Annotated in this window: 18 protein-coding genes and 2 tRNA genes; 1 reads left to right on the top strand and 19 read right to left on the bottom strand. The window is 38.8% G+C overall.

The window, feature by feature from the left end:
* Positions 1-55: 55 nt before the first annotated feature.
* The 6 genes from secA to OS138_RS01020 form a co-directional block, all read right to left on the bottom strand.
* Positions 56-2590, bottom strand: a complete 2535-nt coding sequence (gene secA, locus OS138_RS01045) for a preprotein translocase subunit SecA (protein WP_002289770.1) — start codon at positions 2588-2590, stop codon at positions 56-58.
* 222 nt (positions 2591-2812) lie between these two features.
* Positions 2813-3364, bottom strand: coding sequence for a ribosome hibernation-promoting factor, HPF/YfiA family (hpf, locus tag OS138_RS01040; protein ID WP_002294985.1), 552 nt, complete (start codon positions 3362-3364; stop codon positions 2813-2815).
* Positions 3365-3491: 127 nt separating this feature from the next.
* Positions 3492-4211, bottom strand: coding sequence for a ComF family protein (locus OS138_RS01035; protein WP_002299428.1), 720 nt, complete (start codon positions 4209-4211; stop codon positions 3492-3494).
* Positions 4208-5521, bottom strand: a complete 1314-nt coding sequence (locus tag OS138_RS01030) for a DEAD/DEAH box helicase family protein (protein WP_002337437.1) — start codon at positions 5519-5521, stop codon at positions 4208-4210. The genes OS138_RS01035 and OS138_RS01030 overlap by 4 nt, the downstream gene beginning before the upstream one ends.
* Positions 5522-5601: 80 nt before the next feature.
* Positions 5602-5922, bottom strand: a complete 321-nt coding sequence (locus tag OS138_RS01025; RefSeq protein ID WP_002292778.1) for a PTS sugar transporter subunit IIB — start codon at positions 5920-5922, stop codon at positions 5602-5604.
* A gap of 107 nt (positions 5923-6029) precedes the next feature.
* A complete protein-coding gene (locus OS138_RS01020) occupies positions 6030-6317 on the bottom strand; it encodes a DUF7662 domain-containing protein (protein WP_002294988.1) in 288 nt (95 codons plus the stop codon).
* A 126-nt stretch (positions 6318-6443) separates the two neighbouring features.
* Here OS138_RS01020 and OS138_RS01015 point away from each other — a divergent pair, with 126 nt between their 5' ends.
* Positions 6444-7088, top strand: a complete 645-nt coding sequence (locus tag OS138_RS01015; RefSeq protein ID WP_002296584.1) for a YigZ family protein — start codon at positions 6444-6446, stop codon at positions 7086-7088.
* Positions 7089-7146: 58 nt separating this feature from the next.
* On the opposite strand, the gene OS138_RS01010 is transcribed toward OS138_RS01015, so the two are convergent.
* The 13 genes from OS138_RS01010 to atpD form a co-directional block, all read right to left on the bottom strand.
* Complete coding sequence (locus tag OS138_RS01010; RefSeq protein WP_002292782.1) at positions 7147-7854, bottom strand: GntR family transcriptional regulator; 708 nt, start codon at positions 7852-7854, stop codon at positions 7147-7149.
* A gap of 219 nt (positions 7855-8073) precedes the next feature.
* The gene (locus OS138_RS01005; protein ID WP_002294990.1) at positions 8074-8244 is read right to left on the bottom strand and encodes a hypothetical protein; all 171 of its coding nucleotides are present in this window, start codon (positions 8242-8244) and stop codon (positions 8074-8076) included.
* 124 nt (positions 8245-8368) lie between these two features.
* Positions 8369-8440, bottom strand: a tRNA-Gln gene (locus tag OS138_RS01000).
* A 6-nt stretch (positions 8441-8446) separates the two neighbouring features.
* A tRNA-Tyr gene (locus OS138_RS00995) sits at positions 8447-8527 on the bottom strand.
* Positions 8528-8614: 87 nt separating this feature from the next.
* Positions 8615-8851: a DUF2969 domain-containing protein gene (locus tag OS138_RS00990; RefSeq protein ID WP_002316425.1), complete on the bottom strand. Its 237-nt coding sequence runs from the start codon at positions 8849-8851 to the stop codon at positions 8615-8617.
* A gap of 113 nt (positions 8852-8964) precedes the next feature.
* Positions 8965-9849 carry an ROK family protein gene (locus OS138_RS00985; RefSeq protein ID WP_002299423.1) on the bottom strand — a complete coding sequence of 295 codons (885 nt, stop codon included), beginning with the start codon at positions 9847-9849 and terminating at the stop codon, positions 8965-8967.
* Positions 9850-9933: 84 nt separating this feature from the next.
* Entirely contained in the window at positions 9934-10401 is a 468-nt protein-coding gene (locus OS138_RS00980) for a GNAT family N-acetyltransferase (RefSeq protein WP_002296580.1), read from the bottom strand.
* Between the two features lie 184 nt (positions 10402-10585).
* Entirely contained in the window at positions 10586-10882 is a 297-nt protein-coding gene (yidD, locus tag OS138_RS00975) for a membrane protein insertion efficiency factor YidD (protein ID WP_002289000.1), read from the bottom strand.
* Positions 10883-11016: 134 nt separating this feature from the next.
* Positions 11017-11193 carry a DNA-directed RNA polymerase subunit beta gene (locus OS138_RS00970; protein WP_002292789.1) on the bottom strand — a complete coding sequence of 59 codons (177 nt, stop codon included), beginning with the start codon at positions 11191-11193 and terminating at the stop codon, positions 11017-11019.
* A gap of 12 nt (positions 11194-11205) precedes the next feature.
* Positions 11206-12507, bottom strand: a complete 1302-nt coding sequence (gene murA / locus OS138_RS00965) for a UDP-N-acetylglucosamine 1-carboxyvinyltransferase (protein ID WP_002289003.1) — start codon at positions 12505-12507, stop codon at positions 11206-11208.
* 96 nt (positions 12508-12603) lie between these two features.
* Positions 12604-12834, bottom strand: coding sequence for a DUF1146 family protein (locus OS138_RS00960; protein WP_002289004.1), 231 nt, complete (start codon positions 12832-12834; stop codon positions 12604-12606).
* Positions 12835-13424: 590 nt separating this feature from the next.
* Entirely contained in the window at positions 13425-13847 is a 423-nt protein-coding gene (locus tag OS138_RS00955; protein ID WP_002289005.1) for a F0F1 ATP synthase subunit epsilon, read from the bottom strand.
* A gap of 13 nt (positions 13848-13860) precedes the next feature.
* On the bottom strand, positions 13861-15267 hold the full coding sequence (gene atpD, locus OS138_RS00950) for a F0F1 ATP synthase subunit beta (protein WP_002289006.1): 1407 nt from the start codon (positions 15265-15267) through the stop codon (positions 13861-13863).
* Between the last annotated feature and the right edge of the window lie 3 nt (positions 15268-15270).

Raw genomic sequence — 15270 nt, 5'->3', positions numbered from 1 at the left:
AGGTGAGACGAATTCTTAAAAAAAGAATTTGTCTCACCAATCCTGCTGTCAGAAATTAGTTTGCATTTTTTCCATGACAGTTCTTATATTTTTTCCCGCTTCCACAAGGACAAGGATCATTTCTTCCGACCTTGTTCACATGGATTGGCTGTTTTTTCGCGCTAGTATTACTATTTTCTTTGGCATCTCCGTCTTCTGAGTGAGAAGCTGTTCCTTGAGAAACCTGTTCACGCTGTACGTTTTGACGGATCTCAGCTTTCATAAAGATTCGAGTGACTTCATACTCGATGGCGCCTACCATATCTTCAAACATCTTATAGCCTTCTGTTTGATATTCGACTAATGGATTGTTCTGTCCATAAGCACGTAAGCCGATTGACTGACGTAATTGATCCATTGCATCAATATGGTCTGTCCATTTAGAGTCCACAACACGCAAGATCACGACTTTTTCAAATTCCAACAGTTGCTCTGGACCATTTAGTTGAGCCGCTTTGGTATTAAATACTTCTTGTGCTCGTTCGTTTAGATACTCTTTGATCTCCTGAGCTGTTTTTCCTTCGATATCTGCAAGAGTAATGCTATCTTCATGGACAAGAGTACTGCCGGCAAAATCGATGATACTTTCCAAATTCCAATTTTCTTTCTCTAATTGTGTATGCGCATCTACTACACGACTGATTGTCCGTTTGACCATGTTCATTAGTGGCTTGGATAAGCTTTTTTCTTCCATGATTACTTCTTGTCGCTGTTTATAGATTACTTCACGTTGTTCACGCATCACATCATCGTATTGTAAGACGTTTTTACGTGTGTCATAGTTATTTCCTTCTACACGTTTTTGTGCAGATTCTACTTGTTTCGTCAGCATCTTGCTTTGGATAACAGCATCTTCCTCACCGATCTTCATCCGATCTAAGAAAGCTTTGATTCGTTCTGAACCGAATCGTTTCATCAAATCATCTTCCAATGACAAGTAGAACTGTGACATACCTGGGTCTCCTTGACGTCCTGCACGTCCTCGAAGCTGGTTATCGATACGACGAGATTCATGTCGTTCTGTCCCGATAACTGCTAGACCACCAAGTTCTCTTACCCCAAGTCCTAACTTGATATCTGTTCCCCGACCAGCCATGTTGGTAGCAATCGTCACAGCACCTTTTTGACCAGCATTCATGATGATCTCTGCTTCTTTAAAGTGATTTTTCGCATTCAGCACTTCATGAGGAATACGTTCTTGATTCAGCATATCTGATAATAACTCAGATGTTTCAACCGCAACAGTTCCGACTAACACAGGTTGACCTTTGCGGTAGCGATCTTTGATATCTTGCACGACAGCGTGGAACTTGCTTTGTAATGTTGGGTAAAGTAAATCTGGACGATCATCACGGATAACCGGACGATTTGTCGGAATCTGGTATACTTGGATGTTATAAATTTCTCTGAATTCTTCTTCTTCTGTTTTAGCTGTACCAGTCATTCCCGCAAGTTTCTTATACATACGGAAATAGTTCTGGAAAGTGATCGTCGCCATGGTTTTCGTTTCGTCTTCGATCTCTACGCCTTCTTTAGCTTCGATTGCTTGGTGAAGTCCATCTGAATAACGGCGTCCATCCATGATCCGACCAGTGAACTGGTCAACAATCAGTACTTTTCCGTCTTGGACAACATAATCGATATCTAAAAGCATGATATAGTTGGCTCTCAATGCTTGATCCAAGTGATGGGTCAATGCAGTATTTTCAATGTCGTATAAGTTATCCAAGCCGAATGTTTCTTCTGCTTTTTCGATCCCTGCTTCGGTTAAACTGATTGTTTTTGATTGTACATCGATTTTATAATCTTCTTCTTCTTTCAAACGTTTCACGAAGTTGTCTGCTCTTGTATATAAAGCTGTGGATTTTTCTGCTTGCCCTGAAATGATCAGCGGCGTTCTCGCTTCATCAATCAAGATTGAGTCAACTTCATCGACAATGGCATAATTCAGCGGACGTTGTACCATTTGATGGCGGTAAACGACCATATTGTCTCTCAAGTAGTCAAATCCTAATTCATTATTCGTACTATAAGTGATATCACAATTATAAGCCTCGCGTTTTTCATCCGAAGATTTTGAGTTGATATTCAACCCCACTGTTAATCCTAAGAAATTATAAAGTTCGCCCATTTCCGTTGAGTCACGGGTTGCTAAATATTCATTGACGGTAACTACGTGGACCCCTTCGCCAGTCAGAGCATTTAGATATACTGGCATCGTCGCAGTCAAGGTTTTACCTTCACCAGTACGCATTTCAGGGATATTTCCATCGTGAAGCACGATTCCACCCATCAATTGTACGTGGTATGGATATAACCCCAATACACGTTTTGCTGCTTCTCGGACGACTGCAAAAGCTTCCGGAAGTAATTGATCTAATGTTTCTCCTTTTTGGTATCTGCCCTTGAATTCAGCAGTTTTTGCCTGTAATTGTTCATCAGTTAATGCTGCCATTTGGTCAGCGTATGCTTCAACTTTTTTTGCAATGCTATCTAAACGTTTTAGTTCTTTCTTATCGTTTTCGATAAGTGAACGAATCAAATTGGCCATGCGTTGTGTAATCTCCTTTTCCTTCTGTTTATTATCCAGACTATGTAGACTTTACTTTTCATTTTATCATTAGTTATAGATAATTGAAATATCTTAAGCGTATTAAAGTAAGAACTTCATAATTTATTCATATTTCATCTAAAAGAGGAGGGAAACTCAAAAAAACTTGCGGCAGCTGTCAGTAGCTGCTGCAAGTTTTCGTTGTTATTTAAGTAAGGCTGATCAGTCTGTTTCAATCAGTCCGTATTTTCCATCTTTACGGCGGTAAACGATACTTGTACCATTTGTTTCTGCATCTTCAAAAATAAAGAAGTTATGTCCCAGCATGTTCATTTGTAAGACTGCTTCTTCACTATCCATTGGTTTCAATGAAAGGCGTTTCGTACGTACGATATCTAATTCAGAATCATTTTCGTTTTCGTCCTCTTCATTGAATAAAGCAGCAGCATCTGCAGTATTCATGCCCGTTTCACGGGATTTACGATTAATTTTTGTTTTGAATTTGCGGATTTGGCGTTCCAATTTGTCAACAACCAAATCGATACTTGCGTATAAATCTGGAGAAGTTTCTTCGGCACGTAATACAAGATAAGGTAATGGGATCGTTACTTCCACTTTTGCTGTTTTTTCTGTATAAACTTTTAAGTTCACATGCGCCGTTGCATCGGGTGCGTCACTGAAATAGCGTTCTAGTTTGCCTACTTTTTTCTCAACGTAGTCGCGAATCGCTTCAGTTACTTCGATATTTTCGCCGCGTACATTATATCTAAACATAAAAATTACCCCTTTCGTCTACCACAATCAAGAAGGAGAAGGACCACTCTTTCCCTCTTCTTAATTCTATTATATCGAACTCTAGGTTATTTGCAAATTAAATCGCTATCAAATTTCCACATCTAATTCATCTCGCCAAAGAAATAGTTCGGATGATTTTCGGCTGTGCGACCTGCAAACAATCTGCTGCGTGGAAAAGAGTCTGTCCTGTTGTATAGACATCATCAATAATCAATATTTTTTTATTTTGTATCTTAGAAAAGGTGACTGCAAGTTCAAAAGGTTGAGGCATCTCCAATCTTTCCTTTCGCGTGTTTTTTGCTTGAGCCAGCAGATGCTTCTCTCTTTTGAGTAGCATCTGAAAAGGAATTCTTGCTGCTTTCAACATCTCGCTTACTTGATTGAATCCTCTTTCTGTTCGCCTTTTTTCAGATAAAGGTATTGGACAATAGATGTATGTCGGGTATTCTTTTTTTATCTGCGTCCATTTATATGCAAAGGTGCCTGCTAGTCGGATATCTCCCATAAACTTGTATTGATTGAGCCAGGCCTTCATATTTTCATCGTACACAAAAAAGGCACGGTGCTGAAAATCATAGGTCGGATATTTCTTCTTCCATTCTTGACAGTCACTGCAGTAAACGGGAATAGACTTTACTTTCTTTTTCGTACTCTCTAGATTGAAATGGATTGGTTTTTGACAGCCAGAACAGCCTCTTGTTTCCAATAAATGAAATTGTGCGCGACAAACTGAACAAGTCTGAGGTAATCTGTATTTCGAAACACCAATAATCTCGCTGAATGTTAAATTTTGGACGATATCTTTACTGCAGCAACTGCACCTCACAGCATCTTCTTCCCTTCTTCATTCATTTCTTTGATTTCCTGACAAGCTTTTCGAATAGCTGCAGTTTTTTCTTCATAGAAAAAGTATACTTGACTGTTCGTATAAGGCCCTTTACGATCGGCTCTTCCTGCGATTTGTACCAAAGAAGATTTAGTAAAAACCGGATGATCCGCTCCTAAAACGATAACGGATATTCTTTCAAATGTGACTCCACGTTCAAGGATCATCGTGGTTAACAGTATGTCATATTTTGCTTCTCGCATTTTCTGGACTTTTTCCGCCCGCTGATTGTCTCTTGAAGAAACATCTGTGATCTCATATCTCGGAAGAGCCTCTTGAAGTGTGGCTTTCAAACGATGCATCATCGTGATACTTGGACAAAATAAAAGGATATGGTTTTCTTTAATTAATTGATGAATGATCCGCACCAAAGATTTTATCTTCTTCTTGTTCTTGCATTTTTGTCGCCAATTATTCATGAAAACCAAGACGGGTTCAGGAAGTAAACGCCGATGAAAGCGTAAAGCAAGTTTGTGGATGTCAAACGTCTGCTTGATTTCCTTTAGTAACTTTTTATCAGGTGTGGCACTTAAGTAGATGAATCGTCCGTCTGGTTTAATCGCTGTTTGCACAGCATGAGCTAATCCTGCATCCCCGTTATAAGGAAACGCATCGATCTCATCGATCACTATTAAATCAAAGGACCGATAAAAACGGTATAGCTGATGAATCGTACAGATAACAAAAGAAGTAAAGGTATAAGCCGTTGCTGTATTCCCATGGAGCAACGTGATTTTTTCTTCTGGAAAAACATAACGATAGCGTAAAAACAATTCATTACAAACATCGACTCGCGGTGTACAAATCGCTACTCTTCCTCCAGCTTTTAAAGTTTCCACTAAAATAGGATAAAGCATCTCTGTTTTCCCTGCACCTGTTACAGCCCAAATAAGATGATGTCTTTTTTCTGAATGGCAAAGTATTCTCTTTGAGATTTCCGTTTGTTTTTCAGTAAGCTGTCCTGTCCAAAAAAAGACGACTTCTCGAGGTTTTGCTTCAGGCTGATCAAACAAATATAAATCTTGTTGAGTGTCGCATCGCCCTAAATATAGACAATGTGTACAAAAATAACCGTAATCTGCAAGCTGTCCATCAATGACGGACGTCCTCATTCCACAGCGATGACAAAGAATCCAGTTGCCCAAACGTTCCACTGCTGCGATCTTCTCATAATTTGGTAAATTTACCTCCTCACAGTCTATTGCTTTAATATCTCTCGTCAGAAGCCTTCTACCCCAAAAATGATTCATATTATTCGCCCTAAAAAAATATACGAAAAAACAAGCGATCTATTTTTTGGATCGCTTGTTCGATAGTTATACTGTTCTATTTATTCACCTATGAGCGTGATTGCTTGATCTAACACTTTTTCGCCATTCATCATACCATAATCAGCCATATTGATGACATCTAAAGGAATGCCTTTTGGTTCCAGACGTTTTTCAAAATCAGCTTTCATAAAGCGAACTTGAGGTCCTAATAACAGTACATCTACATCTTTATTTGCAAGATTGTTATCTGCGTCAGAAGCGGACACAGCGAAAATATCCGAGTCGATTCCTTTTGCTTCAGCAGCTTTTTGCATTTTTGTTACTAGTAAACTTGTGCTCATACCAGCCGAACATACAAGCATGATTGTTTTTTTAGCCATACTTTTCTCTCCTTTTTAAAACAAACTACGCAAACGTTTTCTTCGCGTCTGTTACTCTATTATATAAAAAGAAAGAAATTTGTCAACGTTTTCTAAACGCGGTTTATTTAATCAAATAGCCAACTAGATTTCACTAATTTATTGAACACGACATATTCTTTGTCCAAATTGATGACAACTACTTCATAGCCTGCATTTATCCAGCCATAGGCACCTTTTTCAGGGTGTTTATAATCATTTGCCCACCAATCTGTACTTTCCCTTGCTGTTTTGGGAAGTCCGTTACTGGGAAACAGCAGTTCGTCAAATTGGGTAAAGGTCAACGTTACTTGAGAGCCGCCATTGTTCTTCAAATAATGCGTAATTGCATCGTACTTTTTCATTCGTTCCTGCATCCCAAGATCCACCTACCTTTGTCTTTATTATCGCATACTACAGCGATTGCGCAACCGTTACAGTGTTGAAACAACCTAGAACTTTATTTATACTGAATAAAGAAAATGAAAAAAAGAGGTGACAAGATGATCGAGCGCTATCGTACAATAAAAGAAAATGGACAAAGTGAGATTGAGATCAAAAAATCACGCTTTATCTGTTCTCTTAGACGAATAGAATCAGAGGACCAAGCAAAAAGTTTCATTCAAGAAATAAAAAAAGAACATTGGAAAGCGAACCATAACTGCAGCGCCTTCATCATTGGAGAAAAAAATGAAATCCAGCGAAGCAGCGATGATGGAGAACCAAGTGGAACGGCGGGCGTACCGATGTTGGAAGTCCTCAAAAAAAATCAACTGATCAATGTAGCTGCAGTAGTCACTCGATATTTTGGAGGAACGAAACTCGGCACAGGCGGATTAATACGAGCATACACTCATGCTGTCTCTCAAGCATTGTCTGACATTGGAATCGTAGAAGGTACCTTGCAACAGGAGATCTCTGTGATGATCACGTATCCGCAACTAGGAAAATTACAGAATTATCTTGAACTCCAACATTTTTTTATAAAAGAAATCCAATATACTGATCAAGTTAGCGTCATCTGTGCTGTAGATGAAAAAAGTGCTGACCACTTTAAAGAATCCATCATTGAGCTGCTGAACGGACAAGTCCAATTTGAAGAGGGTCCTGTTTCTTATCACGAGCAACTGGTAACTGATCATATATAAAAACAGGTGATTCTGATTCTCTTTTATTTCTAATAAGGAATCAGGGATCACCTGTTTTTTATTTTTCCAAATAAAACTCAAAACGATTTCCTACGTATTGCGTACGCACATACTCAAACGGCGTACCGTCTTCAAAATAAGAAATCTGGCGCAAACGAAGAACTGCATCTCCTCGTTTTACCTCTAAATAGTCAGCAATTTTCTCAGAAGCCAACACAGCAGTAATCGTTTGATTCGCTGGACCGATCTTTTTCCCGCCTTTTTCTTCTAGCGTGCGATACAACGATTCAGTAATCTCTGCTTTGCTGTAGCCATCGATCAGCTTTTGTGGCACACTGGCAACTTCAAAACAAATAGGGACATCATCTGCGAAACGAATACGTTCCATTCGCAAGATCGTGTCATCTTTACTCAAGTTTAGTTTTTCCATTTCACTTGAGCTTGGCGAAGTCAAGAAATAAGAGATTGTCCGACTAGATGGTACTCGATTTTGCGATTCCATAATTTCTGTAAAACTTGTTGCACCAGACATTTTTTCTTGTACTTTTTCTCGCGCAACATATGTACCCGAACCGATCTTTCTTTCTAAGATTCCTTCATCTGCCAAGTTTTGAATTGCTTGTCTCAACGTCATACGGCTGACATTGAATTTCACTGCTAATTCTCTTTCTGAAGGAAGACGGTCTCCGACTTTCCATATACCTTGTTCGATTTCATTTTTTAATTGGTCATGAATCTGTATATATACAGGTAATTGATTCGACATAACGTACACCCGTCCTTTCGTTTCTTCTATTATAACTGGTATATACCTGATTCACAACTGAAAAAGATAAAGGTTTCTATCCATCAACAGAGGATTTAGACACACATCGTTCTTCCTACTCCTATTGTCAGAAACAATTTTTTAGATATGTCCAACCTAGAAAATAACAAAAGACCCTAAAATCGATGAAAATGCCGACTTATGGATCTTTTGTTATTATTAGCGGTTTTTAGCCATCCATTTTTTTGTATGATTCGTTGGGCGTTTTGATTTTACCTGGACCGCTTTTCCGCCTTTTTTCGGAATATTCACTTCAATATTGTATTTTTCTGATTTGACCAAATCATATAACTTTTCAGCTGCTTCGTCTACTTTTTCTTTCCATTTCATGTGGATCCCTCCAATTCTTGTAGTTAACTTAACTCTATCTTAAATCAGCAGAATCTTCAAGGAACAAGGTAGCAAAGCAAAAAAAAGAGCTCTCGAACTAACGAGAGCTTACGATTGTGGTATACTGGGGTAGCTGGATTCGAACCAACGCATGAGGGAGTCAAAGTCCCTTGCCTTACCGCTTGGCTATACCCCAATGAAATGGAGGAGAGTGGATTCGAACCACTGAACCCTAAGGAACGGATTTACAGTCCGTCGCGTTTAGCCACTTCGCTACTCCTCCGAAAGGTTTGTATCAACCTGACTTAGTTATAATACCTAATTTTCCAGATTTTTGCAACCCTTTATTGAAAGTTTTTTTGATATTTTTTTATTCGTGCAGATTCCAGTGTCGAATCACTGTTTCTATCGCATTTTCAAGACTTTTTTCTTTTCCAAAATCTTCTTCACCAAAGAAAATTTCATATTCTTTTGGTCCATAGGCTAAGATCTCACCAATCATTTTTTTCCCTATAAATAACTGAGTGACTTCATAATTCTTACCTTTGATATCTTTTTTCACTTCTTCTATACGCACTTCAATATCTTTATTTTTTTTTGACATCATTTTCACCTCTCAGATATTTTATCATACTGCAGCAAATAAAACATTCCTTAGGTAAAAATCTCCTATTCATTTCATTCACTTCTTTTATGCAAGCTGCACCTTCTCTAAAGCTCTTAATTCTCTCCTTGACGTACAGCGAGATAGTTTGCTGCTGCACCTACAAGATTAGCATCGTTTCTGTATTCACATAATAAAATCTGCGGTTCGAAATCATGCAAATCGAATTGTTCTGTCAGCTTCTTCATTCGGCTTTTGATCTCATCAATGAGCCCTTCTTTTGCAGAAACCCCGCCGCCTAATACGATCACTTCTGGATCAAACGAAAATTGAATACTGAATAATCCCTTTGTAAGATACGTATAAAAACTCTCAACTTCTTCTTTTGCTATTGCATCTCCAGTTTCTGCTAATTCAAAGACATCTTTTCCGGTATAAGCATTTTTATCGAGACCTTTTCGTTCACAATAACGCCAAGCCATCTGTACCGCTGTACCAATTTTACTGAATGTCTTATCGCCATCTAAGAACATCAACCCAAACTCTCCACCGTAAAGATGTGCCCCTTTATTGATTTGTCCTTTCGTGAACAACGCCCCGCCAATCCCAGTTCCTGCTACAACAAAAGCAACATCTTGATAATCGCGGGCAGCACCTTCATAAAATTCAGCCATTCCGGCACAATTGGCGTCATTTTCAATCGTTACTGGAAGTTGAAACAGAGTTTCCAAATCTCGGAAAATATTAAATCCATGAATATAAGGAATCGCACTGATTCCCTCAATCACCTGTTTCTCATTATTCACTACTCCAGGAGAGCTGATTCCAATTCCTTCGACTTCAAAAGAAACGAGTATTTTTTTATAAACTTGAAATAATTGCGCTTTCATTTCTTCCCAAGATTCAGGCGTTGCAAATTGTCCCTTGCCTTTAATCTCTTTGCCATCCCAACAACCATATTTGACAGCCGATCCACCAAAATCAAAAACTAATATTCCCATAAAAATATTCTCCTTTTTGTTTGCTAAAGCTATTGTAATGTATCTATTTAGCATTTGAAAGCATTTTCTTGAATTGAAATTTTATTAGTTAAAGCTATTTTTAGGTAAGTGAATTGCTAAAATCACTTGATCCCTTAATTGATCTCCATTTTCAAAAATGGGCTCAGAGTAATGATGGATAAAATAGTCTTTGACTCGACCAATCTCCACATAGCCCATTTTTTGATAGAGATGTAACGCCGCACTGCTAGTACTGCCGGTTCGTATGATGATCTGAGTTTGACTGGAAGCGAGTTGTGAAAGCTTCTGAAAAGCTGTCTCAAGTAATTTTCCGCCAATCCCCTTTCCTTGATACGTTGGGGCTACTGCTACATTGACGATTTCGTATTCTTTTTCCCTTGCCACATAGATCAGTACACCTATTGTTTTTTCTTTTTCTTTCCATATCCAGCCACTCCCTCTGGAAACATATACTTGAACTTTTTCTTTATCAGGATCTGCATCTAATAACAAGGACCATGGTAAATCTTTCTTGTTTAGTTCTTCGATCATTTTTTGTCCCCCATATAAGTAGTTGCGGAGTTGTTACTTTGACAATAATTTTCCTCTTTTTCTTTATCGCTCAGTGCTACCCGTATTTTTCACAACCTTTTTTTTGACGGTGTTCAAAATCCAACACTTCGGCAATAACTCACAATTTTGCAAAATATGAGAAGCTATTTTCCAACTTGTTTCTTTATCGCTCAGTGCTACCCGTATTTTTCACAACCTTTTTATAATCTGGTTCTTTTTTATCTTTCTTATTTCGCGTTAATCGGAATGTCAATGGTACATAATCGATACCGCCTTTGACAAAAGGATGACAGCGTAAGATCCGTGCAGTCCCCATTACCGTCCCTTTTAGCGCACCATGGGTTTGAATTGCTTTTATCATATAATTGGAACAGGTTGGGTAATAACGGCAGCTAGGTGGAAATGCAGGCGAAATAAAGCGCTGATATCCTCTAACTAAATAAATCAATATCTTCTTCATCAATTAGATTCCTTCTTTTCTTTTACTAAAAAAAGGGATCGCGACTAACGTCAACGTTCCCTTCTGTTTTCTTTTATCATGTTCTGCTTCATGGCTCACTTCATATCGACTAGAACCACTGTGATTCTTATTTATCAATGAAAAAAGTCTCGAATATGAATCCACAAACTTGGCTGGAATACTTTAAATGGATTGCCGCCACCGATGACACCATATCCGATCATCGTTCCGGCCACAAAAAGAAGGATAAGCAATAAGATCACCACTAAAATCTTTATCAAAGTTAATAAGATATATCGTTGGTTACTCATTCAGCCACTTCCTTAAGCAATCGTTTGTGCTGTTTTTTCAGCAGAAGTTTGATCCATGTCTACACGTTCGACGTCTGCACCTAATTGCTGTAGTTTGATATGGAAATTATAATATCCACGGTCTAGATAATTCAAGTTACGCACACGTGTGATTCCATTTGCTTTCAAGCCAGCTAAAACTAATGCTGCTGCTGCCCGCAAGTCTGTTGCATATACTTCTGCACCTTGCAATTCATGGTTTCCATCCATGATTGCTACATTTCCGTCGATTTTGACATGAGCGTTCATACGGCGCATCTCTTCTAAATGTTGGAAACGATTTTCAAACACTGTTTCAGTCACCACACTTGTACCTTCTGCAACTAATTGGATAGCTGTCATTTGAGCTTGCATATCTGTAGGGAAACCAGGATGAGGCATCGTTTTTACATCTGTAGGTAAGATATGTTTTGGTCCGATGACACGGACTCCGCCTTCTTCTTCAATGATTTCTGCACCCATTTCGATCAATTTAGAAATCAATGGGCGGTTATGTTCAGAGATAGCATCTGCAATCAGCACATTGCCTTGTGTCATTGCAGCAGCAACCATAAAGGTACCTGCTTCGATACGATCTTGCACGATTGAGTGGTTGACTGCATGTAAATGATCCACGCCTTCAATACGCATTGTTTCAGTACCAGCTCCATAGACTTGAGCGCCCATTTTATTCAAAATGTTTGCTAAGTCAACGATTTCTGGTTCGCGAGCTACGTTTTCAATGATGGTTGTTCCTTTTGCTTTTACAGCAGCCATCATGATATTTTGAGTAGCACCTACACTAGGGAAATCTAAATAAATCGTGTTACCGATCAATTCATCCGCAATTGCTTCGATATAGCCGTTTTTTTGAATAATTTTTGCTCCTAAAGCTTGAAATCCTTTTAAATGCAAATCGATTGGTCGTTTACCAATCGCACATCCACCAGGCATAGCTACTTTTGCATGTCCATTTCTGGCAAGTAGCGGACCCATCACAACGATTGAAGCACGCATTTGACTAACATACTCATAAGGCGCTTCGATTTCTAATTGTCTTGAAGCGTCGATTGTTACTTGATTCTTTTGTTCATCAAAATCTACATCTACGTTTAAGTGACGAATCACTTGATTCATAGTGAAGACATCAGAAAGAATCGGAACGTTGTCTAATGTCGTAATACCTTCTTCTGCTAACAAACTAGCAGCTAAAATAGGCAAAACAGCATTTTTAGCTCCTTCAATTCTTACTGTTCCATTTAATTGATTGCCACCTCTTACGATGATCTCTTCCATGTTGTTCCCTCCAAAAAATTCCAATGAGCATACACTTACTCAAAATCTTTTCTATTATAACATCCTTGCTTTTAAAATAGTACCTTTTTTTAAAATTTACAGGCTAACGAAAAGATTTCGGCATAAAGCGATAACTTCTAAGAAAAAATTACTTGCAGTGTACCCTAAAAAAATTGAAAAAAGTACGATTGCCATTCTAATTTGCGTATTATGCATTGGTCTGAAAAAAGTTTCAATGCGTAACGAACGTAAAGACCAGAAGGCTAAGTAGATAAACGCCAAATGACTCACGATTCGAAGCACCGCATCAATTCCGTATACTTGCATAATGACGTCCTTTCTAACGATTGTTTTATAATAACTAATAAAATGATAATACCATAAAATGTATAAAAGGAAAAACAAGTATACTTAAAAATATAGGAATCCCCTTACATTTTTTAGGAAATAAATGCTAAAAATATGCAAAAAAAGGGACTGAGACAAAAGTCTTGTCGCAGTCCCTTATTCCAAATAAACGGTGTTCAATCATCTGACCCTCGGTATTAGCTCAAAAAACGGCAAAATATGAGGAACTATTTTCCATTTGTTTCTCTAATACTCAGGACAAAACGCTGATTTTACAACCTCTGATATACGGTGTTCAAAAGCTTGCATCTGCGGTAATAAGTCCAACCAAACGAAAAATATAAGGAGCTATTTTTGTTTAGCTGTTCTTATTACTTGATGCAAGGCAGCTTTTTCACAACCTCTGATATACGGTGTTCCAGAAGTAGCTTCTTCGAAAAATAAGCTGAGATTTCACAAAAATTTGAGAAGCAATTTTCGTAAATTCCTTCTTATGTCTTGAAGCTGACCACTTCTGTCATAACCTCTTTTTACTGTTCTTAAACACGGATAAACATCCGCATCTCATTTTATGAGTGCTTAGATACTTTGATACGATTGATTGCTCGGTGCAACGCAACAGTTGCCCGTTTCAATTCGTTCGTATCTTGTTTTGCTTTTGCTTCTTCGATTTGGCGTTCTGCGCGTTGTTTTGCACGTTCCGCACGAGATACATCGATATCACGTTCACGTTCCGCACTATCAGCAACGATTGAAACAACATTATCACGAACTTCCATGATTCCGCCATTAACAGCGATCCAATCGACGTGGGTATCTGAATCTGTTCGTTTTACACGAACTTCATCAATCGTCAATGGAACGATGATTGGTGCATGTTTAGGCAAAATCCCAAGCTCACCAGCTGTCGTACGTGCAACGACGATAGCTGCATGGTGATCATAGACCAAACCGGCAGGAGTTACCACATTTACTGTTAAATATTGATCCATGGGGCACCCCTTTCTAGTAGCCTAGTGTTTTCGCTTTTTCTACGACGTCTTCGATTCGGCCAACACTTCGGAAAGCTTCTTCAGGAAGATCATCGTATTTGCCTTCCAAGATTTCGCGGAATCCTTTCACTGTTTCTTCTACAGGGACATATGAACCTGGAAGACCAGTAAATTGTTCAGCCACGTTAAAGTTTTGTGACAAGAAGAATTGGACTCTGCGGGCACGAGAAACTAACACTTTTTCTTGATCGGATAATTCATCCATACCTAAGATAGCAATGATATCTTGTAATTCACGATATCGTTGCAATACGTGTTGAACTTCTGTTGCTACTTTATAATGTTCTTCTCCCACGATTTCAGGTGCTAAAGCACTTGAAGAAGAAGCCAATGGATCTACCGCTGGATAAATCCCTTGTTCTGTTAATTTACGTTCCAAGTTGGTTGTCGCATCCAAATGGGCGAATGCTGTTGCCGGCGCCGGGTCAGTGTAGTCATCGGCTGGCACATAGATTGCTTGGATCGATGTGATCGAACCTTTTTTCGTAGATGTGATACGTTCTTGCAATTGACCCATTTCTGTTGCCAATGTTGGTTGATAACCAACCGCAGAAGGCATCCGTCCTAACAAGGCTGATACTTCAGATCCAGCTTGAGTGAAACGGAAAATGTTGTCGATAAACAACAGTACATCTTGACCTTCTACATCACGGAAATATTCCGCAATCGTCAAACCAGTCAAAGCAACACGCATACGTGCACCTGGTGGTTCGTTCATTTGTCCGAACACCATGGCTGTTTTTTCGATAACTCCTGAATCTTTCATTTCATAATACAAGTCATTACCTTCACGAGTACGTTCACCTACACCGGTAAATACAGAAATACCACCATGTTCTTGGGCGATATTATGGATCAGTTCTTGGATCAGTACGGTTTTACCAACACCGGCACCACCGAATAGTCCGACTTTCCCACCTTTTAAATATGGGGCAAGCAAATCGATAACTTTGATCCCTGTTTCCAAAATTTCTGTACTTGTACTTAATTCGTCAAAGGCTGGTGCTTTTTTATGAATTTCGCTTCTTTCCGCATCTTCTGGGAAAGGTGTTTCTAAATCGATCGTATCTCCTAGTACGTTGAATACGCGACCTAATGTTTCTTTACCTACAGGAACAGAGATTGCTTTGCCTGTATCAATGACTTCCATTCCTCTTTGTAAACCATCTGTTGATTCCATCGCAATGGTCCGGATCACTCCGTCCCCTAATTCTAACGCTGCTTCAAGAACAACTTTTGATTTATTTTCGTCATTTTTATAAACAACTAATGCGTTGTTGATATCTGGTAAGGATTGGTCTAAAGAAAATTCCACGTCGACAACGGGACCGATTACTTGAACAATCTTGCCTGAACTCATCTT

The organism is Enterococcus sp. E5-37 (assembly GCF_035726925.1).
Classification (GTDB): domain Bacteria; phylum Bacillota; class Bacilli; order Lactobacillales; family Enterococcaceae; genus Enterococcus_B; species Enterococcus_B faecium.
Note: the sequence above shows the minus strand (reverse complement) of the source record. Positions and strands in the feature narration are given on the sequence as shown.

Coding starts and splice junctions, on each gene's coding strand:
- OS138_RS01020 (WP_002294988.1), bottom strand. CDS start 6,317: ATGCAGGAACGAATGAAAAAGTACGATGCAATTACGCATTATTTGAAG.
- OS138_RS00955 (WP_002289005.1), bottom strand. CDS start 13,847: ATGGATCAATATTTAACAGTAAATGTGGTAACTCCTGCCGGTTTGGTC.
- murA (WP_002289003.1), bottom strand. CDS start 12,507: ATGGAAGAGATCATCGTAAGAGGTGGCAATCAATTAAATGGAACAGTA.
- atpD (WP_002289006.1), bottom strand. CDS start 15,267: ATGAGTTCAGGCAAGATTGTTCAAGTAATCGGTCCCGTTGTCGACGTG.
- secA (WP_002289770.1), bottom strand. CDS start 2,590: ATGGCCAATTTGATTCGTTCACTTATCGAAAACGATAAGAAAGAACTA.
- OS138_RS01025 (WP_002292778.1), bottom strand. CDS start 5,922: ATGGCTAAAAAAACAATCATGCTTGTATGTTCGGCTGGTATGAGCACA.
- OS138_RS01010 (WP_002292782.1), bottom strand. CDS start 7,854: ATGTCGAATCAATTACCTGTATATATACAGATTCATGACCAATTAAAA.
- OS138_RS01005 (WP_002294990.1), bottom strand. CDS start 8,244: ATGAAATGGAAAGAAAAAGTAGACGAAGCAGCTGAAAAGTTATATGAT.
- OS138_RS00985 (WP_002299423.1), bottom strand. CDS start 9,849: ATGGGAATATTAGTTTTTGATTTTGGTGGATCGGCTGTCAAATATGGT.
- OS138_RS00980 (WP_002296580.1), bottom strand. CDS start 10,401: ATGATCGAAGAACTAAACAAGAAAGATTTACCATGGTCCTTGTTATTA.
- OS138_RS01015 (WP_002296584.1), top strand. CDS start 6,444: ATGATCGAGCGCTATCGTACAATAAAAGAAAATGGACAAAGTGAGATT.
- OS138_RS00990 (WP_002316425.1), bottom strand. CDS start 8,851: ATGATGTCAAAAAAAAATAAAGATATTGAAGTGCGTATAGAAGAAGTG.
- OS138_RS00970 (WP_002292789.1), bottom strand. CDS start 11,193: ATGAGTAACCAACGATATATCTTATTAACTTTGATAAAGATTTTAGTG.
- OS138_RS00960 (WP_002289004.1), bottom strand. CDS start 12,834: ATGCAAGTATACGGAATTGATGCGGTGCTTCGAATCGTGAGTCATTTG.
- yidD (WP_002289000.1), bottom strand. CDS start 10,882: ATGAAGAAGATATTGATTTATTTAGTTAGAGGATATCAGCGCTTTATT.
- OS138_RS01030 (WP_002337437.1), bottom strand. CDS start 5,521: ATGAATCATTTTTGGGGTAGAAGGCTTCTGACGAGAGATATTAAAGCA.
- hpf (WP_002294985.1), bottom strand. CDS start 3,364: ATGTTTAGATATAATGTACGCGGCGAAAATATCGAAGTAACTGAAGCG.